At 52.6% G+C, this 20136-nt stretch carries 24 protein-coding genes; 13 read left to right on the forward strand and 11 right to left on the reverse strand.

Annotation, left to right across the window (positions count from 1 at the left end; genetic code table 11):
• Positions 1-48: 48 nt before the first annotated feature.
• From RCA23_RS04260 to RCA23_RS16835, 5 genes are all read right to left on the reverse strand, one after another.
• Positions 49-1248 (reverse strand): ABC transporter substrate-binding protein, encoded by a 1200-nt coding sequence (locus RCA23_RS04260; RefSeq protein ID WP_044049239.1) that lies wholly within the window; start codon positions 1246-1248, stop codon positions 49-51.
• 119 nt (positions 1249-1367) lie between these two features.
• Positions 1368-2441 (reverse strand): 4-oxalomesaconate tautomerase, encoded by a 1074-nt coding sequence (locus RCA23_RS04265; protein WP_169701325.1) that lies wholly within the window; start codon positions 2439-2441, stop codon positions 1368-1370.
• Positions 2434-3105 carry a 4-carboxy-4-hydroxy-2-oxoadipate aldolase/oxaloacetate decarboxylase gene (locus RCA23_RS04270; RefSeq protein WP_044049241.1) on the reverse strand — a complete coding sequence of 224 codons (672 nt, stop codon included), beginning with the start codon at positions 3103-3105 and terminating at the stop codon, positions 2434-2436. Before RCA23_RS04270 ends, RCA23_RS04265 begins: the two co-directional genes overlap by 8 nt.
• A gap of 179 nt (positions 3106-3284) precedes the next feature.
• Positions 3285-4019, reverse strand: coding sequence for a PIG-L deacetylase family protein (locus RCA23_RS04275; RefSeq protein ID WP_044049242.1), 735 nt, complete (start codon positions 4017-4019; stop codon positions 3285-3287).
• An 84-nt stretch (positions 4020-4103) separates the two neighbouring features.
• Complete coding sequence (locus tag RCA23_RS16835) at positions 4104-4229, reverse strand: hypothetical protein (RefSeq protein WP_268870337.1); 126 nt, start codon at positions 4227-4229, stop codon at positions 4104-4106.
• Between the two features lie 311 nt (positions 4230-4540).
• Between RCA23_RS16835 and RCA23_RS04280 the strand changes: the two genes are divergently transcribed.
• The 12 genes from RCA23_RS04280 to RCA23_RS04335 all read left to right on the forward strand — a co-directional run bounded on the left by RCA23_RS04280 (position 4541) and on the right by RCA23_RS04335 (position 15450).
• On the forward strand, positions 4541-5260 hold the full coding sequence (locus RCA23_RS04280; protein WP_169701326.1) for a TSUP family transporter: 720 nt from the start codon (positions 4541-4543) through the stop codon (positions 5258-5260).
• A 224-nt stretch (positions 5261-5484) separates the two neighbouring features.
• Positions 5485-6162, forward strand: a complete 678-nt coding sequence (locus RCA23_RS04285; RefSeq protein WP_081871010.1) for an FCD domain-containing protein — start codon at positions 5485-5487, stop codon at positions 6160-6162.
• Positions 6163-6179: 17 nt separating this feature from the next.
• Positions 6180-7580, forward strand: coding sequence for a vanillate/3-O-methylgallate O-demethylase (ligM, locus tag RCA23_RS04290; protein ID WP_044049243.1), 1401 nt, complete (start codon positions 6180-6182; stop codon positions 7578-7580).
• A 76-nt stretch (positions 7581-7656) separates the two neighbouring features.
• Positions 7657-8634, forward strand: a complete 978-nt coding sequence (locus RCA23_RS04295; protein ID WP_044049244.1) for a TRAP transporter substrate-binding protein — start codon at positions 7657-7659, stop codon at positions 8632-8634.
• Positions 8635-8636: 2 nt separating this feature from the next.
• Entirely contained in the window at positions 8637-9149 is a 513-nt protein-coding gene (locus RCA23_RS04300) for a TRAP transporter small permease (protein ID WP_044049245.1), read from the forward strand.
• Complete coding sequence (locus tag RCA23_RS04305) at positions 9146-10450, forward strand: TRAP transporter large permease (RefSeq protein ID WP_044049246.1); 1305 nt, start codon at positions 9146-9148, stop codon at positions 10448-10450. The genes RCA23_RS04300 and RCA23_RS04305 overlap by 4 nt, the downstream gene beginning before the upstream one ends.
• Before the next feature lie 83 nt (positions 10451-10533).
• Positions 10534-11475 carry a VOC family protein gene (locus RCA23_RS04310; RefSeq protein ID WP_044049247.1) on the forward strand — a complete coding sequence of 314 codons (942 nt, stop codon included), beginning with the start codon at positions 10534-10536 and terminating at the stop codon, positions 11473-11475.
• 9 nt (positions 11476-11484) lie between these two features.
• Positions 11485-12717: an MFS transporter gene (locus tag RCA23_RS04315; RefSeq protein WP_081870890.1), complete on the forward strand. Its 1233-nt coding sequence runs from the start codon at positions 11485-11487 to the stop codon at positions 12715-12717.
• A gap of 297 nt (positions 12718-13014) precedes the next feature.
• Entirely contained in the window at positions 13015-13449 is a 435-nt protein-coding gene (locus tag RCA23_RS04320) for a c-type cytochrome (protein ID WP_044049249.1), read from the forward strand.
• 34 nt (positions 13450-13483) lie between these two features.
• Positions 13484-13828 (forward strand): copper resistance CopC family protein, encoded by a 345-nt coding sequence (locus tag RCA23_RS04325; protein WP_044049250.1) that lies wholly within the window; start codon positions 13484-13486, stop codon positions 13826-13828.
• Positions 13825-14676, forward strand: a complete 852-nt coding sequence (locus RCA23_RS04330) for a CopD family protein (protein WP_236631393.1) — start codon at positions 13825-13827, stop codon at positions 14674-14676. Before RCA23_RS04325 ends, RCA23_RS04330 begins: the two co-directional genes overlap by 4 nt.
• Before the next feature lie 342 nt (positions 14677-15018).
• Complete coding sequence (locus RCA23_RS04335; protein ID WP_052377034.1) at positions 15019-15450, forward strand: nucleoside 2-deoxyribosyltransferase; 432 nt, start codon at positions 15019-15021, stop codon at positions 15448-15450.
• 90 nt (positions 15451-15540) lie between these two features.
• On the opposite strand, the gene RCA23_RS04340 is transcribed toward RCA23_RS04335, so the two are convergent.
• Genes RCA23_RS04340 through RCA23_RS04350 form a run of 3 tightly spaced genes read right to left on the reverse strand, consistent with a single transcriptional unit; the run spans position 15541 to position 16494 of the window.
• Entirely contained in the window at positions 15541-15798 is a 258-nt protein-coding gene (locus tag RCA23_RS04340) for a DUF3303 family protein (protein WP_044049251.1), read from the reverse strand.
• A gap of 39 nt (positions 15799-15837) precedes the next feature.
• Positions 15838-16125 carry a hypothetical protein gene (locus tag RCA23_RS04345; RefSeq protein WP_044049252.1) on the reverse strand — a complete coding sequence of 96 codons (288 nt, stop codon included), beginning with the start codon at positions 16123-16125 and terminating at the stop codon, positions 15838-15840.
• Between the two features lie 39 nt (positions 16126-16164).
• The gene (locus RCA23_RS04350) at positions 16165-16494 is read right to left on the reverse strand and encodes a hypothetical protein (protein ID WP_044049253.1); all 330 of its coding nucleotides are present in this window, start codon (positions 16492-16494) and stop codon (positions 16165-16167) included.
• Positions 16495-16926: 432 nt separating this feature from the next.
• On the opposite strand from RCA23_RS04350, the gene RCA23_RS04355 reads away from it, so the two are divergent.
• Positions 16927-17262 (forward strand): hypothetical protein, encoded by a 336-nt coding sequence (locus RCA23_RS04355; protein WP_169701327.1) that lies wholly within the window; start codon positions 16927-16929, stop codon positions 17260-17262.
• Positions 17263-17298: 36 nt separating this feature from the next.
• Here the strand turns inward: RCA23_RS04355 and RCA23_RS04360 are convergent, their stop codons facing one another.
• Genes RCA23_RS04360 through RCA23_RS04370 form a run of 3 tightly spaced genes read right to left on the reverse strand, consistent with a single transcriptional unit; the run spans position 17299 to position 20136 of the window.
• Positions 17299-18669, reverse strand: coding sequence for an FAD-dependent oxidoreductase (locus RCA23_RS04360; protein ID WP_044049255.1), 1371 nt, complete (start codon positions 18667-18669; stop codon positions 17299-17301).
• Positions 18653-19519: an isocitrate lyase/PEP mutase family protein gene (locus tag RCA23_RS04365; protein ID WP_044049256.1), complete on the reverse strand. Its 867-nt coding sequence runs from the start codon at positions 19517-19519 to the stop codon at positions 18653-18655. The genes RCA23_RS04360 and RCA23_RS04365 overlap by 17 nt, the downstream gene beginning before the upstream one ends.
• On the reverse strand, positions 19516-20136 hold the full coding sequence (locus RCA23_RS04370) for a cysteine hydrolase family protein (protein WP_044049257.1): 621 nt from the start codon (positions 20134-20136) through the stop codon (positions 19516-19518). The genes RCA23_RS04365 and RCA23_RS04370 overlap by 4 nt, the downstream gene beginning before the upstream one ends.

Raw genomic sequence — 20136 nt, forward strand, 5'->3', positions numbered from 1 at the left:
TGCTTGTTTCTCCCCGGCGCGGTCGGCGCGCCGGGGATTTGCTCTATATTATTTCCAGCCATCTTTTAGGCGGACATCAACGGCACCTTCGACGTTGGATCCTTTAACGCCTCGAAATACGCCGTCTTGCCATTGGCCAACTGACCAAAACGTATCGGAAAAATTGTTCTTAAAGCTCAAATCGCCCATCACTGTGTCGAAACTGTTATCCTTGATATATTGCGTGACCGTGTCGCGGTCCAAAGTCGCAGCGCCGACGATTGCTTGTTCCAAAATTTGCAAAGCCGCATAGGTATTGGCAGAGGCCCAATAGTCCGCAGTTTTGCCGGTAATCTCAGAATGTGCTGCGCGATAGGCTGCGATTGCCGGATCATCTACATTGGTTCCGCCGGCTCCAAGCACATTATTGATTTTGCTGCCGTAAACACCGCTAAACGCTGGAAAACTCGTTGCAACGGCGGAATAATAGACATTTACATCCAAATCTTCGATGATCGCTTGCTCGGCCAAACCGAAGCTGTCGGGTGGATAGGACCAGGCGATAAAGGCTTTTGCACCGCTCTCTTTCGCGCCCTTCATAACCGGTGAAAGATCTGGAGTGCCCAGGGGGTAAGATTTGTCATAAACAATGTCAAAACCTTCTGCTGCGAAGAGTTCCCGCGCGCGGTCGGCCAATTCAATCCCAAAGGCATCGGCAACGTTGACCATTGCAACCTCATTTCCAATCGTGCCTGCGGCGCGCTGCTCGACCAAGATTTCGGTCACGCCCTGCACGAATGCCGTTGTTGTCCCGAGGGTAAAGAACAGGTTTGGATAACGCTGTGTCAGCTCTTCCATTTTATCGGTGATGGCTGATACGGCGATCATTGGGTAGCCAAATTTTCCGTAAATGGGCGCGGTCGCAATGTTAAATCCGGTGCCATAGGGCGCCACGATAAAATCGACCTTGTCTTGTGTCGCAAGGCGTTGAGCCAGTTTGATATGTTCGCCAGGATTGGTTTTATCGTCATATTCAATCAGCTCAATTTGCATCATTTTGCCGCCGACATCCAAACCGCCGCGCGCATTGACTTGGTTAACCCATAATTCAACATTGGGCCATTGCGTCACCACCGCACCGCCGGCCAAACCGCCCGTTTTGGGTGCAATTGCGCCAATTTTTATAACATCGGCCGCTTGTACGCCCGATGCAAAGAGAGCCATAGCCGTCGCGACTGTGGCAAGTTTTCTCAGAGTTCTTGTGAACATTATGTCCTCCCAGGTGACTAATTAAACAAACGACCAACAATTTGGGCTGGCCGTGGGCCTCATTCGCGTCCGGACCCTTTTTTTTCGATTGGACCTGATATAGTCCAGAGAGTCTAGTTTTATGTTGCAACATTTTTGCTGGACGCAAAAACCGCACCATCCATCAGTTTTCGGGCGGTGCGCAAGACTTCGATGTCGACGAGCTGACCATTCTCAGTGCGGCCCATAATTGTCATTTCGCCGCTTGGATGTTCAATGGACAGGGTCATCAGATCCGTTGCATCAAATTCGGCCAAGGCCTCTGCGACGGTGCCTTTTGTGAGACAGGCCGTCGCGACACTCACAGCGCCCAAAACGCCAATGGCTTTATGACATGTGTGGGGAATGAACGTTCGGGTGGTAATGGCGCCGCCATTTTGGGGCGGTGAGATAATCGTCACCTTTGGGACCGTTTTGCGGGCCACATCGCCGAGAGTCATGCGGGCGCCGGCGATGCGGCGAATGGCTTCGAGGCGCGCACGTAGGGTTGCGTTCGTCTCAAGCGTGCTCGGCGCCTCTGTACCGGTTAGCCCGAGGTCGATTGCGCGCATCAGTACGCAGGGCATGCCATTATCGATCATGGTGAGCTCAATGCCGTTGATCGTATCTATGGGCTGCCCGGTCGGGAAAACTGCGCCACAGCTGGATCCTTCTGTGTCTTCGAACGTCACGGCTATGGCCGCAGATGTGCCAGGAACGCCGTCAATGCGGGCATCCCCAGAGTAGGTGACGCGTTTGTTTGGCGTTTTAACACGCGCGATTGCAACTTGGCTGGTGTTTTGCATGAAAATGCGCACGGGTGTTTCGCCGATTTGCGCGGTGACCAATGCGCGCTCAATGGCAAATGGGGCCACGCCAGCCAGCAAGTTTCCGCAGTTCTGTGCATCACTGACGCGGCCTTCCTCGACAAAAACTTGCAAAAATAAATATTCAACATCAATGCCCGGCCGCCTGGATGGTGCGACGATTGCGACCTTGGAGGTCAGAGGATCGCCCCCGCCCATGCCGTCTATTTGGCGCGGATCAGGCGAGCCCATGATCGACAACAACAATAGATCGCGTTCCGCCGGGTCTGCCGGGAGGTCGGATGCCAAAAAATATCCGCCCTTAGACGTGCCGCCGCGCATCCACATGCATGGGATCCCACTAGACATATTTCAACCCTTTGGCCTCCAGCTGCGCGCGCATGTTATACATATCAAGGCCAAGTTCACCTTTGGCCAATCGCGCGCGTTTGAGCTCCTCATTGGCGAGGCGTTTTTGAGCGGCTTTCAACACCTCAGCCGCATCGTTGCGTTTGACGAGGCAGACTCCGTCATCATCTGCGACCATCACATCGCCGGCCTCAACTTCAACACCGGCGCAGATTATGGGAACGTTCACAGATCCCAAGGTTTCCTTAATGGTGCCCTGGGCTGAAATCGCCTTTGACCAAACCGGAAAGCCCATCGCTTCAAGATCCCGTACATCGCGCACACCCGCATCGATGATCAAACCGCGGCACCCGCGCGCCATTGCCGATGTCGCCAGAAGATCCCCAAAATAGCCCGCGTCGGATGGCTGTGTCGTGCCCAGAACCAGAATGTCACCAGCCTGGATTTGTTCAATTGCCACATGGAGCATCCAGTTGTCGCCCGGTGGCGCCAGGATTGTGAGCGCAGATCCTGCGATGCTCGCCCCGCGATAAATTGGCCGCATGTAGCTGGCCAACATCCCGGTGCGGCCTTGGGCTTCATGGACCGTGGCAACACCTGCGCGTGCGAGCCTGTCGATGACCTCAGGATCGGCGCGCGCGACAGTCTGGACAACCACGTTCACGTCAAGCGCCCTTAAGCTTTGGCAAGACGCCGTGATTTTGGGAGGATTTAAGAGATGTCAATGTCGGTGTCTCCTTTTGAGGGGCGCAAAAGCGGTTGCGGTTTGCGTCAGCCCGTTTGCCAAACTAAGTGGCCCTTGATCTGTGTATCGCTCAGGATGACTGAGGCCCGCGCGGCGGCTCATAACGTGTCGATCGTGCGGGGAAACACTGACTGGAACCCTTCGGCATATTTGCAATCGCGGCCACCAGATTGCCCGCCTGAATTGCGTTTGAAATGGTTGGCCCTTTGTTGGGCGACACGGGTGTAATACTCCCAGAGGTGTTCTTGACCGCGCATACATTCAATGGCCGCGCGTTTTTGATCCCAAACAGGTGTGATGTCGAGGAAGGTATCAGGCTTCCACGCCATTTGTTCGGTTTGATGGGGTTCAAATAGATAGAGTTGCGGCGCTCCAAGCACTTTTTGCCCAGGATTATGACCCCAGGCTTGGGCGATCATACGGCATTCAAGGGCGACTTGCGTCGCATAGGCGTGATCGGTGTTATAGGGGTCGATCTTGGAGTGACTAAGCATGAAATCAGGCTGCACTGCCCGGATCACATCAACCAGCTTGTATTTATCATCGCGGGTCAATTCCAATGGGTAGTCGCCCAAATCAAAAAATTGGATGTCGTGCACATGGAGGGCGGCAGCCGCAGTCTCGGCTTCGATCCGCCGCTCGGTTTTGACCCGCTCCAGGGTCATGCCGTCTTGTTTCCACAGCTTTGCACTTTCGCCCCTTTCGCCGTAAGAAAGACAGACCACGGTGACGTCATAGCCCTGTTTCTGGTGCAAGGCGATGGCCCCGCCGCAGCGCCAGACGAAATCAGCGGAATGGGCAGAAACAACCAGGGCAGATTTTTGATCAGTCATCGTATAACCTCTTTCTAGAAGTGGTTTCAGGCTGGAAAAGCCACCGCTGCGCGACGCCGAGGCTTATGCGCAAGACCGCCCAGGTCACCGGCCAGAGATAACCCTTGGGTCCCGCAACACATCTTTGGTTTCGTCCTTGAAGATGACGTCCAAAAGCGGGCCTGGCCGGAGTGGTGGAATTTGCGTTTTGACACGGAGAGTTTCTTTCATAGTGGTCGGAACATGCGCAGAGGTGATGTCAGATTGCATACAGAAATTTTGTTCGGCAAGTGATTCTTACCGTATTTTCGCGAAATTCGCCAAGAAAACCACCATAATGTATACAATTTGACGATCCCTGGAGGTGAATTCATTGAATGACCTAAGGGCTTTTTGTGCGTTCTATGCGCGGCATCAATTGATGAGGCTGAAGTTATATGCCATGCCAGCGCAGCGGTATGCGGCCTCGACAAGGGGGTGCGGAGCCTTTGGGGTGTTTAGTTGGATGGCAAGCGATGGAATGGGTGAATATAGTTTGTTTGGTGCTCGCTTTTTACTTTGGCGGCATGATTAAGGGGGCAACAGGCGCGGGTGCACCTATAATCGCCATACCGATCATCTCCTTACTTTACGACGTGCCGACAGCGGTGGCTGCATTCACGGTGCCGAATTTCCTGTCCAATGTTTGGCAAAGTTGGAAATTTCGAAGCCATCGAGTCACAGGCAGCTTTGCTCGGATTTTTGCGGGCGCCGGGCTCCTGGGGGCCGGGGTGGGCACTTTGGGCTTGGCATATCTGCCGCCTGCGCTCTTGTCTGTGATACTCAGCGCTATTGTGATTGCCTATTTGATCTTTCGCAGGGTCAAGCCGGATTGGAGCCTTCCTCTGCCAGTCGCCAAGCGAGTTGGGCCGTTGGTTGGGTTTATTGCTGGGACGTTGCAGGGGGCGGCGGGTATCTCGGCGCCTGTGTCTATAACCTTTCTGAATGCCATTAAGCTGTCACGCTCTGGTTTTATTGCAGTGGTTTCCATGTTCTTTGTTGCCATGTCTTTGGTGCAAATGCCCCTGCTGGTGCACTACGAATTGTTAACGCTGGAGTTGGCGGGATATGGGGTGATTGGCACGGCGCTGATCTTTATAGGCATGCCGTTTGGTGAGTGGATCATATCGAAGTTCCCAGCGGAGCGGTTTGATGAAATTATCCAAATTCTATTATTTGTGATGGTATTGAGTTTGATTTTCAAAGCGCTCGGGTCGGGGTAAGCGCGGATTTTTTCGGCCGTCAAACCTGATTAATGTATACAATATTGTGCGATGACGTCGTAGATTTGCGATAAATTCCGTCTATTTTAAAGAATCACTTTCAATGTCGGGACAATTGTATACAATTTTGAGAGCAAACAACGTAAGACAGATTGGTTTTGGAGGCGGCATTGGGATCAAAACACCTCAATCAAACGGAAAAAGCTCTGATTGGGCTACGATCTATGATTATGGCAGGTCGATTCAAAACCGGTCAACGTCTGCCTGAAATCGCGGTCTCTGAGCAATTGGGCATCTCGCGCACCCCGCTGCGGCAAGCCATGGATCGGCTGGTGGCGGAGGGTTTGCTGGATCGGATTTCGACGGGCGGGTGCCGGGTGGCGCGCTTTACCAAAGAAGATATCGCGGATGCGATCCAAATCCGCGGGGTCATCGAAGGCACGGCGGCCCGTATGGCGGCAGAGCGCGGCGCGGATCCAGATCTTCTCGCCCATGCGAAATCCATCCTGAGCCAGATTGACACGGCCTTGAGTGAAAGCGGAGGGATTGATTTTGACGCCTATGTCAGTGCCAATCGGGCGTTTCATGATATTATTGCGCATCTGTCTGGCAGTGCGCTCATGATCCGCGAATTGGACCGGATGGCTCAACTGCCCTTGGCGTCCCCTTCGGCCTTTTTGAGCGATCAGGAATTGATCCCGGATTTTCAGGAGTCCTTGAAACATGCTCAGCGGCAGCATCGCACCATTCTTGAAGCTATTGAGAACCGCGAAGGCAGCCGTGCGGAGGCTTTGGCGCGCGAACACGCGCGTCTGGCCTTGATGAATTTTAACTATCTCACCGAACAAAAGCCGGCCCGGGCAAGAAACGTACCTGGGCTGGCTCTTCTTACTGAAAAATAACGTCCTTGGAGAACTCTATGACAAGTTTAAGTGCAAAAATCGAAAGCCACGGGAATGCAGTAGATATGCTGCGCAATTCGCAGATCGGCATGTATGTCTATCCTGTGGTTGCGCCAGAATATACCAATTGGCGCAATGAACAGGCCGCTTGGCGCAAGTCTGCGGTTCTGTTTGATCAAACGCACCATATGGATGAGTTGATTGTCGAGGGGCCAGATGCAGAGGCTTTTCTTGCCTACGTAGGCATCAATGCTTTTGGCAATTTCGATCTCAACCGTGCCAAGCATTTTGTGCCTGTGACCCCTGCGGGCCATGTCATCGGGGATATGATTATTTTCCGCGAGCGCATGGATAAATTCATCCTGGTGGGCCGCGCTCCAACGGCAAATTGGGTGAAGTTTCAAGCGGCGATTGGCACTTGGAAAGTGCGCCTATTCCATGATCCGCGCTCCAACAGCCGCCCGGATGGCGAGCGGGTATTGCGCACCCATCACCGTTTCCAGATCCAAGGTCCGGATGCGCCGGCGATTTTTGAAAAAATCAATGGTGGCCCGGTGGCGGATATTCCGTTCTTCCATGTGGATTGGATCAATGTGGGCTCCAAAAAAGTGCAGGCGCTGCGGCACGGGATGGCCGGGGCACCAGGATTGGAGATTTGGGGACCCTATGACGACAAACACTATATTCAATCCACCATTCAGCAGGCGGCGCGCGACATTGGCGTTGATCTGGTGCAGGTGGGCAGCCGTGCCTATTCGACCAACACACTGGAATCCGGCTGGATTCCATCGCCTTTGCCAGGAATTTACACCGGCGATGGTATGATGCAGGAATACCGTGATTGGTTGGGCGCTGACAGCTATGAGGCGGCTGGTTCGATTGGTGGTAGCTTTGTGTCGAAAGAGATCTCGGACTATTACGTCAACCCGTTTGAGCTGGGCTATGGCTTCTATATTGGCTGGAAGAAAGAAAATTTCATCGGCAAGGACGCGCTGCTTAAATTGAAAGATGCGCCAAACCGCCAAAAGGTGACGTTCGAATGGAACCGCGAAGATGTGTTGAAAGTCATCGCAAGTGGCCTTGAACAGGGTACGCCATTCAAATGGATCGATTTCCCGCAGCCAAACTATGCCTCCTCTTCGGCGGATATGGTGATGCAAGGCGACAAAATGGTCGGGATGAGCATGTTCAATGGCTACAGCTACAATGAGCGCTGCTTTTTGAGCCTGGGCGTCGTGGCGGCGGATGTGAACATTGGGGATGTTTTGACCCTTAAATGGGGCGAACCGGAAACCACCGGCAAAACCTCTACAGAACCGCATCAGCAAACTGAAATCCGCGTGCGGGTATCAGCAACACCCTATGCCAAGGACGCAAGAGAGAATTACGCAGACAGTTGGCGCACAAAGGCTGACTGATAAAAACGGGCGCAGTGTTGTTATGGCGCTGCGCCAACATAAGACCAACAAAAGTTGATCCTGGGAGGAAAAGACGATGAAATTTGCCAATATACTTGCAGTATCCGCCTTAACATTGGCGGCCCTGCCGGCAAGCTCAGAGGAGTTGAGCTTTGCCAATTTTACCCCACCGTTCCATACAGTGAATGCCTCGGTTATCGAGAAAATGAACGTTGATCTCAATTCGGCGACGGGGGGCGCATTGACGGTGCGCGGCTATCATGGCGGTGAATTGGGCGCTGGGCCCGTGGAGCAATATGTGCGCGTCGTGCAAGGCGTGGCCGATATTGCCTGGGGCCTGCCTGGCTATACCAGCTCGCAATTTGAAAAAACCATGATTGTCGAGCTGCCCGGCACGTTGAGCAATGAGGACGCGGGCTATGCGGCAATGTGGAAGGCTTACAGCGATCACCTCGCCAGCGAATTCCCGGGCACCGTGCCTGTCGCTCTTTGGACGTCTGAGCCCAATGTGTTTATCATGAAAGACCATGTGATCCGTAAACCCTCTGATTTGGCTGGGCTAAAGGTGCGGGTCGCGGGCGCAACGGCGGCCGATGTTGCCACCGCTTTAGGAGCGACGCCTGTTCAAATGCCGATCAACCAAGTCTACAATGCGTTGCAAACAGGCTTGATTGATGGGGTCATTACAGGCTCATCGACATTGAATGACTTTAAATTGGACGAGGTTGCCAACAGTTACACCTTTGGCGCGAACCTTGGTCGCTTGTCCTTCTACGCGGTGATGAACAAAAAGAAATATGACAGCCTATCGGCAGAGCATCGCGCGGCTTTGGACAATGTCAGAGGAATGCCCCTGTCGAAAAGTGCAGAGGACGCATGGAATGAAACTGCGATTGAAGGTGTCGCCGCAGCTCGTTTGCTTGATGACAATACATTCGTTGACCTGACTGAAGCGGAAGCCGCGGCTTTTGCGGCGGCGATTGCACCGGTCACCGGCGCATATGTTGATGCGGTAGGCGGTCAAGCAGCGCAAGCTGCGATGCAGGCCAAATAAAGATGATTGCGCATTTGCGCATCTGGGCGGACAGGCTGATTGGCTTGTCCGCCAACCTTGGCGCCTTGGGCCTTATCGTCGAAGTGGGTGTCATATTGGTGGATGTGATCGGTCGAAGTTTTGGCGTGCCACTTTATGGCTCGCAAGATTTGATTTCGATGTCGATGGTCGTTTTGGTCTTTGGCGCCATGGCGCTTTGTGATCGCCAGCGTGGACATATCGCCGTGGATCTCTTTGAGCCGCGCTTTCCCGCCGCCTTGAACCGAGCAATTGATATTCTGGCCGCGCTTCTGGGCGCTGTTGTTTTTGCCTTTATTGCCTATGCGATTATCGACAGCGCTAAGTTGAGCGTCATGTTGAACCTCTCAACCAATCTGTTGCGCTTGCCAAAAGCATGGTTTCAGTGGGGATTGGCTGGATTTTCTATAATTACCGCCCTTGGCATGACCCTGCGTGCGGTTGAGTTGTGCCTGCCTGGGGTCGACCGCCCTTCAACAAAGGAGACGGCCTCATGAGTGCAGAAGCTCTCGGTTTTAGCGGTATTGTTGCCCTTCTGATCCTCTTGGTGCTGCGTGTTCCCGTTGCCTTTGCCATGTTTCTGGTCGGATTTTTGGGCATTTGGGCATTGAACGGTTGGAATGGAGCGATGGGGCTTTTGTCGTCGGAAACCTTCACGCTCGCCTCCAGCAGTGAGTTGGTCGTGGTTCCGCTGTTTATCCTGATGGGAAATATCGCCTCGACAACCGGAATGAGCCGGCAATTATACAATGCCGCTTATGCCGTCATTGGCCATATTCGCGGTGGATTGGCATCCGCAACCCTTTTGGGCTGTGGTGGTTTTGCGGCGCTATCTGGGTCGTCCGTGGCCTCTGCCCTCACCATGGGTAAAGTGTCCTTGTCGGAAATGGACCGCTATGGATACGATCCACGTTTATCCACCGGGGTCGTGGCGGCGGGGGGGACCTTGGGAATCTTGATCCCACCGTCGACGGGCTTTGTTATTTTTGCAATTTTAACCGAGCAATCCATCGGTCGCTTATTTTTGGCCGGTGTCTTTCCTGGGCTTTTGCTCTTAGCCATCTTTGTGATCACGGTGAGCATCATCTGCTGGTTTCGTCCCGAAGCCGGCCCGCCCGGCCTGCGCAGGTCATTGTCTGAAAAATTGACCGCAGTCACGGGTGCCTTGCCGATTTTATTGGTGATTGCCTCGACCATTGGCGGCATCTATGGGGGGCTATTTTCTCCGGTTGAGGCCGCTGGAGTGGGCGCTGCCTTTGTCATTATCTATGGTATCGTCACGCGCAGCCTGTCACTGTCCGCGTTCTGGCAAGCGGCGCGGGCCTCTGTTGTGACCACAGCTACGGTCATGCTGATCTTGATCGCCGCCCATATGGTCAATCCATTCCTCGCCCTCAGCCATGTGCCAACCTATGTGGGCGAAGCGCTGATTGCCTTGGATATCCCCGTGCTGGGCACTTTGGTCTTGATGCTCTTGGTTTATCTGGTCCTGGGGTGTTTTTTGGAGGGGTTTGCGATGTTGGTGCTTACGCTTCCGATATTTTTCCCGGTGGTCCTGCAAATGGGTATTGATCCCATTTGGTTTGGGGTTTTGGTCGTGCTGACATTAGAAATGGGGCTCATATCGCCGCCGGTGGGCATCAATGTGTTTATCGTCAAATCTGTGGCCCCCAAAGTGGCCTTGGCCGATATCTTCCGCGGCGTCTTGCCCTTTTGGCTGGCCATGCTGGTGACGCTGGGGATCTTGATCGCCTTTCCTCAGATTTCACTCCTCTTGCCCAATACAATGTTTAACTAGAGCCGGGAGCGCACCATGATCGGATCTCACCTCAAACAAGAGCGAACACCGGGCATGATGCTCGCAGCAGGGGGCATAGGCGGATGAATGATATCGCACATCTGGGGCATGTAGAGCTTTACACAAATCAGTTTGACGCCAGTTTGGATTTTTTCACGCGCGTTTATGGGCTCACGCTCACCGAGCAAGATGCAACGAGTGCCTATCTGCGCGCCTTTGATGATTATGAGCATCACAGTTTGAAACTGACCCGGCATCACACCACCGGTGTGGCGCATATTGCCTATCGGGCTTCCTCTGAAGCGGCCTTGCTGTCGCGTGTCGCCAAAATTGAGGCCAGTGGCTATGAGGTGATCGGATGGGTGGATGGCGACCCGGGACATGGGCGCGCCTTTCGCTTCAAAGATCCTTTCGAACATGTTTTTGAAATTTACTGGGAGACGCAGCGTTACCATGCCCCAGATGTAGAAAAGCCAGCGCTAAAAAATATTGCTCAGCGCTATCACGGACGCGGTGCCGCGCCCCGGCGCCTGGATCACTTGAACCTCTTGGCAGCCAATGTTGAAGAATTTCAACGATTTATGGAAACCTGCCTTGGCAGCCGGGTCACAGAAATGATCCAGCTCGACAATGGCCGGATCGGTGGATGTTGGTTTACCGTGAATAATAAGACCTATGATTTGGCCTGTACGGAAGAACATGGCGCGGGCACAGGCCGTTTCCATCATCTCACATATGCCACAGATCAACGTGAGGATATATTGCGGGCCGCAGATATTTTCCTTGAAAATGGTGTTCACATTGAAACCGGTCCCCATAAACATGCCATCCAAGGCACATTTTTTCTCTATATTTGGGAGCCTGCCGGCAATAGGATTGAACTTGCAAATTCCGGTGCTCGGTTGATTTTGGCGCCCGATTGGGAGCCGGTGGTTTGGACTGAGAGCGAGCGCAAAAAGGGGCAGGCTTGGGGGCTAAAAACCATTGAGACCTTCCATACGCACGGAACGCCGCCGGTAGAATAGGGCTGATTAATGCAGGGCCCCAAAGACGGACGATCATTGAAACCTCCACGAAGGGCTGTACCGGTGGAAAGCTGGCGGCCGGTGGCGCTTTTGGTGGCCACTGGGGTGGTCGCGGCTTTTCAGATTGGTAAAATCCCTCTGAGCCTGAATTATTTACAAAGTGACTTTGGGTTTGACTTGGTTATGGCTGGCTGGGTCGCATCGCTTTTTGCGGTTATGGGCGCGGTTTGCGCCGTGCTGCTGTCCTTTACGCTGTCGGTTTTCGGGCTCAAACCCATGCTTTTGTCGGGGTTGATGATCAGCATGTGCGCCAGTCTTTTGGGCGGTATGACCCCAGATGTGAGCTGGCTGCTTGTGACCCGCGCTTTTGAGGGGCTTGGGTTCATCCTTTGCGTTTTATGCCTGCCGCCGCTCATTGGGCAATTGGCGCCGAAAGGACAGGCCAGCGCAGCGATGGCCTATTGGGCGATGTATTTGCCACTGGGCACCTGCGTGATGTTGCTCATCAGCGCTGTGATCTTGCCGATCTTCGGTTGGCGTGTCGTCTGGGTGGTGAGTGCCATTGCGCTTTTGGGCATGGCTTGGCTTATTGCGCGGTTGGATGTGCAGCAGAGACATTCTGGCATCAAAACAGTGCCCTTTGTACCGCAGATGGGCCTCCATGGCTGGCTTTATCTGACCGTTCTGGCGAGCTGTTTTGCAGTATATTCGGCGCAATATTATGTTTTTGCGAATTTTCTACCAAAGATTTTTCGAGAGTTGTCAACGGACAACATGTTTCAAATTGCGGCAGTAACGGCGATTTTCATTGCGCTGAATGCCGGGGGGAATTTTTTCTCTGGTATTTTGCACCGCGCCGGTGTCGCCTCTTGGGCGTTGATTTGTACCGCATCTGTGGGATTGGCGCTTTTGGCTCCTCTTGTGTTGGCGGAGGCTGCGCCTATAGGGCTGCGACTTGCGGCGTCAGCTCTGTTGTCCTTTGTTTCCGGCTTCGTGCCCAGCTCCCTTTTTGCGGCTATTCCACGGCTATCGGCCGCGCCATCTGTGCGAACATTTATCAACGCTGGATTGGTACAGGCCTCAGCAATTGGGCAATTGATCGGCGCGCCACTTGTGGGCTTTGTCGTTGCGCGTTCAGAAAGTTGGTTGGCTGCGGCACCCCTTATTTGGGGTGCTGCTGGATTGATATTTTTGGCCGCCATGGCTTTGCGTATATTATCCAAAGACATGCCGGATCTGTAAGTTTTGTGGGAGGGGCGCTAGGGATGGTGTTCGCTTAAATTTAGGTAACGCGGGCAGGGCAGGTTGAAGGTGATCACGGAATATTTGGAGAAGAAGTGCGGCGGAATGGGTGTAGAACAACTTAAGGAACTGAAGCGGCTACAAAAAGAGAACGAGCGCCTACGTCCGAAGCCACGACACCGATGGACCAAAGGCCAATCATGCACAAACTTTCTTGGACCACTTAAGTGAGGCTGCTCACGTCCTTAAATCTATAAAAACCTTTATTTTTAATGCAAAGCAACATAAAATCATTTTATGAAACCTACCATCATAATTTCGGCTTTTGTGGTCGCAGCTGTCCTTAGCTATTCATTTTGGCCGGATGGAGAAAAAACGAGCGCTTTTGACCATGTCGAAAGCGTCGAAGCTGCGCCGCTGGCCATGGTTTTGTTGCCTGACAGCCTGTCACAGCACGCTCAGATCGGCAAACTTGGTTTTGAAGCAAAATGCGCGAGTTGCCACGGCGTAAACGCGGCAGGCAAGGATGGGTTAGCGCCACCTTTGATACATAAGATTTACGAGCCAAGCCATCACGCTGACGAGAGCTTTCAACGGGCCGTTGCATTGGGTGTTCAGGCCCACCATTGGCGCTTTGGTAATATGCTAGCGATTGAAGGTTTGACGAGAGGTGATGTCACCATGATCATCACTTATATTCGAGAATTACAACGTGCCAATGGGATCAATTGATCGTCTGTAACAAAACAAATAGCGGGGACTAACGATGAAGATTATTCTATGCGCCGGAGCTATTGCAATTTGGGCAACAACCGCTGTGGCCCACTCCCCCCTCGATGGAACAACACCCACCAATGGGTCAATCGTGTCGGAAATGCCAGTCGAAGTTTTGATGGACTTCAAAGGTGATATTCGCCTTACGCGGGTAACATTATCACATGCCGACAGTCGCGCAATCAACGTGGATCTAGGCGGACAGAAAACCTTTGCTCAAGAATTTGCTTTGCCCATGCAAGATATGGGGCCGGGGAGCTATGTGGTTGAGTGGCGCGGACTTGGGGCGGATGGTCATGCCTTAAATGGCACGTTCAATTTCACTGTAAAACAATGATGCTTGATATTTTTGGTCTGGCGGCCATCATTACGAAATTTTCACTTTATCTCGGTGTTTTAACGGCAACCGGGACGGTCATGGCGACGCGAATATTTCAACTGGATCGAACAAATGGTCTGGCTGCGGCATTTGCGTGTTTAGGACTGATTGCCGCGATTTTTGCGTTTTTACTGCGCGGTGCCAACCTGACCGGTGATGCCAGCGGTATGATTGATCCTGAAATGCTCGGCCTCCTATGGGCGACCCCGGTTGGTACAGCGTTAATCGCGCGTGTTTTAGGCCTATGTCTTCTCATCCTAGGTTTATTCCTTGGGCGCGTTGGGATTTGGATTTCCATGTTGGGGGGCGTCATTGCCGTTGGGTCTTTCGGCCAGGTCGGCCATATCTCTGACCGTGCGGCTTTGCTTTTGGACCTCACATTGCTGATACACTTGTTAGCAATTGCGCTTTGGATTGGCATTCTCACACCGCTGAGACGTTTGGCATCATCTGGCAAAACCTATGTTGCGGCTGCGACCGTTGGGCATCAGTTTGGTGTTATCGCTTCGTTTACTGTTCCCGGGCTGATTGTCGCGGGAATCTACATGAGTTACCATCTGATTGGATCTCTCGCAGCGCTTATAGAAACTGAATATGGGCGGGCGTTGATTGTCAAAACTTTGCTGCTGGGCTTACTTTTGGTGCTTGCCGCTGCAAATAAACTTAGGTTCGTTCCTGCGCTTCGCTCGGGCGATCCATCCGCAGCGCGCCATCTATCCAACTCCATACAGGTTGAATGGGTGATTATAAGTGCCTTGCTCGGCACGACAGCCGTTTTGACAACAAATCTTACTTTACCCCTATGATATATAATATGCGACGACACCCCTGTTATCGACCTGCGCCGCTTTAAGCGGCCCGTATTCGGGATGCAGCTTTCATAGGCTTTGGCGAGGTCCAAATCCTCTAGCGACTTGGCGGACGTCACCCGCTGTTGAGTGCCATAGTCTGTGTGCTGTGGTGCAACCCGTGCCATCAAATCCGCGGCATTGAACCGGGACAGGTCAAAATGATGGTGTCGAGCCGGGGCCGGTCCGGGCGATCAAATGCCTGCGCTGAAACACTGGACGCAGACCGCCATGCAGGCTGGCTTTTTTAAATCTCCCTCCATAAGTTCATAGTTAACCTAAATAGGTGAGTTTAAACGCATGATCAAAAATATATATATCGCAGGCCCATTGTTCAACGCGCATGAGAGAAGCTATCTCGAGCTTATCGCTGCCGAATTGGAAGGGCGTGGCTACAATTGCTTTTTGCCCCATAGGGATCAATCCGGAATTGATGACTCTGAGTTGGAAGGCACGAATTTGAGCCAAGGCACAAAGGATAAAATCTTTAATGCTGATCTGACGGCATTGAAGGCGGCGGACTTAACAGTTGCGCTGATAACGGGTCAGGACATCGACTCCGGTACGGCGGCTGAAATTGGCTTCACCTACGCGAAGGATCGGCCCATCATAGCAATTACAGCCTATGAAAGACGATTTAGGAATTTATTTGTGGACGGAATGATCAGCAAAACAGTAAATGATGTTGATGACCTTCTTCCTGCGATTTCATCCCTCAACCCGCAGGGCTGACCCTGAAGGCACAAAACATCTCTCCTCATTGATGCTGATGAGTGCCTGTCAGACAATGCAAATTTGCTGAGGGGATGCGGGAGAGCTTGATTAATCCCGCTTCATAACGGGAGTGGCTTCAAAATGACCCATCTCAAGGATTGGATCAAAAGCTGCATCTAATGACTCAAAGCTGTCTGTTTCACATATGATGAAGTTTGTATGGATGAGCCGATTTGAGTATTGCCCATGAACTTTAATTCCATGGTCACCCAAGTTCGCTAACGTATTTTTATAAAGGTCTGCTTTTGTTGGGTGATGCACCTGACATGTCGAGTAATCGTGCGTAACTTTTACCATAAATAACATCGATAACTTGCCTTTCTTAGGGGAGCCTTAAGCTCGCAATTATTTCACGGTGGTGTATACTAAATCGCCACTTAACGGGATTGTATGCCTGTTTACGGAATCGAACTCCTGTAGAAGATGTCGCTGACTGTCCAGGAACGTAACGCCCTCGGCGGCATCCTGAGCCAGGATATTGGCATCTCGTATGACGATCGCGTGCAACTCTTCGCCCGATTTCATTAGGTGGAAAACTCGGTGCTTTGTTTCATTGTATGCGCTTAAGTTGGCAGCAAATTCATCAAGACACCCTGGCTTAGGTTTGAACTTGATAATTGATAGCTTTTGCATGTGGACCTCCAAGAGTTAACATTTCATCTAATTGTCAAATTAACGACGACTATCGTAGATCAAAGTCGGCATTGGCGGTGGTGGTGCCGCCATATCTAGACCATGGACATCCATCGCACCCTCAGCGAATTCTGGTGGCAGATCGGCCATCATTTTCGCAAAACCAGCAGCTGGATCATCGCCTTCAAACGTTAAGATCACGAAATCTCCTGCGGGTGTTTCTTGGAGAAATGACCGTTCATGCAATCCAGCTCCAGTCCTGATCGCGTCCGCCTCAGCTTTGTTATCACCGGTCATCTGCGCCATCATTGCAAGCCAAGTGTCTTTCTTTCCTGGCAAAATGGGCATCATCATTGCGATCATCGCCATATTTGATTTTCCCTTAAATGGATTTATGGCTCAATTAAAAACGTTTAAAAATAAAAATCCACGGCATATGTTGAACTGGTTTTGCCGAATTTCAGACATAAGCCGATGATTGCTAAGGCGGCATATTGAAGTGTAAAATTGCGAAAATTTTGCTTTGAAACAGAGCCGCCTTAAACACCCCCAACGAATTCGAGTTTAACAGAGCCCGAATAGTGAGCTTGGCGGTTTGGTAAAGGCTGAGTGAATGTCTAATATTAAACCTTCATATACCGAAATCATGGCCTAGAAAATTCGCACAAGATGGAAAAAATTAGAGTCGCTCCACTTTGAAAAACGGTTTTCAGAGGGCACAATAAGGAACATTGCTTTCAATAGTAATAGAAGCGATTAATCTTACACTACGGTCCGGCAATGGGACAAAAGAATTCTTGCATGCGCGCAACTTTCAAATGCACTTGGGCGGAGATGATCGCCAGGCTTGAACATCACATGTCCACTATAAGTGCGGTGCACACTGGTTGGACTGTCGCAAAAGAAAGTGATCACTCCTTTGTAGTCCTGGCCAATATCACAGATTTTTCAGCACTCAGTGAACCGATGATGAATGAAGAGCAGGTGCAGCGGGATAAAAACAACGGCGCCGAGTACACCGCCGATACGATGCAGCCAATGGGTGGGTGGGCCAAGGTTCATGCTCTCCGTTATGAGCACAAAACTTTGAAGGGCTTTGTGTTGTGCAGTTTTTTTTCAATAAAATCATCACGGTAAAACGAGCGTTTGAAAACAGTATTGATGTCTGTGCCTTCAACCTCTCAAGGCGCGCCCAGCGATACGGCCAAGCACCGCTGCGGCAAGCAGGCCATTGCCTGACAAATAGCCACGATCACCGCTGCCGGAGACACCACAGGCTGCGCCGCCACCGGCGTATAAATTCGAGATCACCCCGCCATTTTTTCGGATCACCCGTGCGGATGCGTCCACCTGCAGCCCGCCTTGCGTGTGAAAAAGTGCGCCCGTGACGCGCACGCCGCAAAAGGGTGGACTGAGTAGCGTTTCACCAAAGGTTCGGCCAAAACGGTCAGTGCCGTTTGGCGAGATCTCTGCAATCGTTTTGCTGAGGGTGTCAGCAGGTAGACCAAGAGCTTGGGCCAGCCCTTCGAGCGTGCCTGAACTCTTGATAGCCCCCTCAGATTTGGCGCGTTTAAAGTCCTCAAATTGCTCTGCGATTTCTGCGATGCGCTCATCAAAAATAGCATAGGCTACACCCTGTGCTTGCGATAGCACTGCCCGTGCCGCTTCGGAGTAGCCTTGGGCTTCATTCCAAAACCGCTCGCCCGCAGCGTTTACTTGCACACCGCCCTCTGTGATGGTTGCCCATGTGATGAGAATACCATGCGGATGGGCGACATTTCCGTGCCCCTGAAACGCCCCGAGGTGTTCCGTTGCCGCGCCGATCTGACTGGCCCAAAGCACAGCTTCGCCTCGGTTGCCGTCGTGGCCGAACCAAAGCCCATTTTCAATGTCAGGCATATGCTCCGACACCAGCGCGCGATTGCCGCCAAAGCCGTTGCAGGCAAGGATCAGCCGGTCGCAGCCAATCGTCTCAATGCCGCCATCAGGGCGCAGGGCAGCGACGCCATGAACCAAGCCATCCGCGAAATAAAGCGTTTCTGCACGACGCCCACAAATAATGTCGATACCCGCCCGTTCGGCTGCGCTTCTCAGAGCATCAATCAACTCACTGCCCGCTCGGGTCGGCAAGCCATGCATTCGGCGGCTTGAATGGCCAGGGTAATCAAAATCGTCGACCAGCGAAAAGGCAAGACCATGCGTTTGTGTCAACCAGTCGATCACCTCAGCTGCATTTTGCGCCAAAAGATCGACCAGCGCTTGGTTGTTTTCTTGATGGGCCTTCGCTTGAATATCGGCTGCAAATAGGGCGGTGCTATCCTTTATTCCCGCGGCCTGTTGAATTTTTGTCCCCGCGGCAGGGATCAATCCAGCAGAGAGCGCCGTCGATCCAGACGGAACCGCATCTGCTTCTATCACCAAAACCTCTTGTCCCGCCTCCATTGCTGACAGGGCGGCGATCAGGCCGCAGGCACCAGCTCCGACGATCAGAGTTTCGACCGTAAAGTCGAATTTCTGGGGGGGCTCCTTAACCGTTGGAGCCATAATAACGCGCACCTTTTTTGAGCATATCAGCCGTACCAATCACAGCGTTGAGGCCATCGAAATCAAACATTCGCTCTCCAAATGGCTTGTTGGAGCCATGTTTGGCGAGGCTTTGGTAATAGTCTTGCGTCGTGCGTGCGATTGCGCGCACGATGCCACCAGGGAAAATTACAATGGAGAAACCAAGATCTTCCAGATCATCGGCGCTCGTAATGGGGGTTGCCCCCCCTTCAACCATATTCGCCAAAAGTGGGATGCGCTTAGAGAAGCGCGCTGCAATTTGTTCCAATTGGGCTCGGTCCTGTGGTGCTTCAATGAACAACACATCCGCGCCGGCTTCAAGATAGGCCTCAGCACGATCTTCGGCAGCGCCGAAGCCCTCCACGGCAATGGCGTCAGTGCGCGCGATGATCAGTGTTTCGTCAGAGCTTCGGGCGTCGGCCATGGCCGCAATTTTCCCAACCATTTCCCCAGTGGAGATCAGCGACTTTTCGGACAGGTGACCACAGCGTTTTGGGAAGGTTTGATCTTCGATTTGCAGAGCAGATGCGCCTGCGCGCTCATAAAGCCGCATTGTGCGTTGTGCATTGAGCGCATTTCCAAAACCTGTATCGGCATCAATGATCACAGGTAGAGATGTGCGATCGGCAATCAGCATCATTGTATCCGCCATTTCAGAGGCAGTTGTCAGCCCAATATCCGGTCGCCCCAGGCGTGTATAGGCGACAGCAGCCCCGCTTAGGTAAAGCGCCTCAAAGCCGGCCGCCTCTGCAAGCGAGGCTGTAAGCCCGTCGTAAACGCCTGGCATAACGACGATTTTTTTATTCTGAAAACGAGTTTTAAGGCTCATGATCTTCCCTCGATCAGAGCTAAGGCTTCGGCGCAGCTCATTTGTTTGGTGACAGTATCAAGCGACAGGAGTGTTGCGTCATGCACCTCGGTTTTGAAGGCGGCGCAGCCGTCTGTCAGCATGAGTGTTTCAATGTTGCGTAGGTGCGCGTCGCGTAGTGTTGAGGCCACGCCCCCATTGGTGACGATCCCGCCCACAATCAGATGATCAATGCCTGTGGCCCGCATCAAATACTCGAGACGCGTTTGGAAGAAAGCTGAATAAGCCACTTTTTCAATGACGAAATCCGCAGGGTGGAGCGCGTCGACAAGACTGTGCCCGAAACTGCCTGGCGCAAAATCTCCTTTGTCAAGGAAGGGGCGAAGCTCCTTGAGGTGCGGGGCGATCAGCGGCTCTCCGTCTTTGTCAGGGACAAGCGTGAACTGCGCCGAAAAATAGCGCCCCCCTTTAGATCGCAAGGCGCGCGCCAAGGGAGCAATGCGACCTGGTAGGGCTGCGATCTTCGCCGAACTCTGGCCGGCGCGCCCGTAGGCTCCTTCGGGGTGGAGGAAGTCATTTTGTAAGTCGATGGTCAGCAAGGCTGTGCGCGACAGGTTCCAGGTACTCAGATCACTCAT

It is taken from the genome of Planktomarina temperata RCA23 (assembly GCF_000738435.1).
In the GTDB taxonomy this organism is placed as follows: Bacteria; Pseudomonadota; Alphaproteobacteria; order Rhodobacterales; family Rhodobacteraceae; genus Planktomarina; species Planktomarina temperata.

Coding starts and splice junctions, on each gene's coding strand:
- RCA23_RS04260 (WP_044049239.1), bottom strand. CDS start 1,248: ATGTTCACAAGAACTCTGAGAAAACTTGCCACAGTCGCGACGGCTATG.
- RCA23_RS04265 (WP_169701325.1), bottom strand. CDS start 2,441: ATGTCTAGTGGGATCCCATGCATGTGGATGCGCGGCGGCACGTCTAAG.
- RCA23_RS04275 (WP_044049242.1), bottom strand. CDS start 4,019: ATGACTGATCAAAAATCTGCCCTGGTTGTTTCTGCCCATTCCGCTGAT.
- RCA23_RS16835 (WP_268870337.1), bottom strand. CDS start 4,229: ATGAAAGAAACTCTCCGTGTCAAAACGCAAATTCCACCACTCCGGCCA.
- RCA23_RS04285 (WP_081871010.1), top strand. CDS start 5,485: ATGATTATGGCAGGTCGATTCAAAACCGGTCAACGTCTGCCTGAAATC.
- ligM (WP_044049243.1), top strand. CDS start 6,180: ATGACAAGTTTAAGTGCAAAAATCGAAAGCCACGGGAATGCAGTAGAT.
- RCA23_RS04295 (WP_044049244.1), top strand. CDS start 7,657: ATGAAATTTGCCAATATACTTGCAGTATCCGCCTTAACATTGGCGGCC.
- RCA23_RS04300 (WP_044049245.1), top strand. CDS start 8,637: ATGATTGCGCATTTGCGCATCTGGGCGGACAGGCTGATTGGCTTGTCC.
- RCA23_RS04305 (WP_044049246.1), top strand. CDS start 9,146: ATGAGTGCAGAAGCTCTCGGTTTTAGCGGTATTGTTGCCCTTCTGATC.
- RCA23_RS04310 (WP_044049247.1), top strand. CDS start 10,534: ATGAATGATATCGCACATCTGGGGCATGTAGAGCTTTACACAAATCAG.
- RCA23_RS04315 (WP_081870890.1), top strand. CDS start 11,485: ATGCAGGGCCCCAAAGACGGACGATCATTGAAACCTCCACGAAGGGCT.
- RCA23_RS04320 (WP_044049249.1), top strand. CDS start 13,015: ATGAAACCTACCATCATAATTTCGGCTTTTGTGGTCGCAGCTGTCCTT.
- RCA23_RS04325 (WP_044049250.1), top strand. CDS start 13,484: ATGAAGATTATTCTATGCGCCGGAGCTATTGCAATTTGGGCAACAACC.
- RCA23_RS04330 (WP_236631393.1), top strand. CDS start 13,825: ATGATGCTTGATATTTTTGGTCTGGCGGCCATCATTACGAAATTTTCA.
- RCA23_RS04335 (WP_052377034.1), top strand. CDS start 15,019: ATGATCAAAAATATATATATCGCAGGCCCATTGTTCAACGCGCATGAG.
- RCA23_RS04340 (WP_044049251.1), bottom strand. CDS start 15,798: ATGTTATTTATGGTAAAAGTTACGCACGATTACTCGACATGTCAGGTG.
- RCA23_RS04345 (WP_044049252.1), bottom strand. CDS start 16,125: ATGCAAAAGCTATCAATTATCAAGTTCAAACCTAAGCCAGGGTGTCTT.
- RCA23_RS04350 (WP_044049253.1), bottom strand. CDS start 16,494: ATGGCGATGATCGCAATGATGATGCCCATTTTGCCAGGAAAGAAAGAC.
- RCA23_RS04355 (WP_169701327.1), top strand. CDS start 16,927: ATGCGCGCAACTTTCAAATGCACTTGGGCGGAGATGATCGCCAGGCTT.
- RCA23_RS04360 (WP_044049255.1), bottom strand. CDS start 18,669: ATGGCTCCAACGGTTAAGGAGCCCCCCCAGAAATTCGACTTTACGGTC.
- RCA23_RS04365 (WP_044049256.1), bottom strand. CDS start 19,519: ATGAGCCTTAAAACTCGTTTTCAGAATAAAAAAATCGTCGTTATGCCA.
- RCA23_RS04370 (WP_044049257.1), bottom strand. CDS start 20,136: ATGAGTGATCTGAGTACCTGGAACCTGTCGCGCACAGCCTTGCTGACC.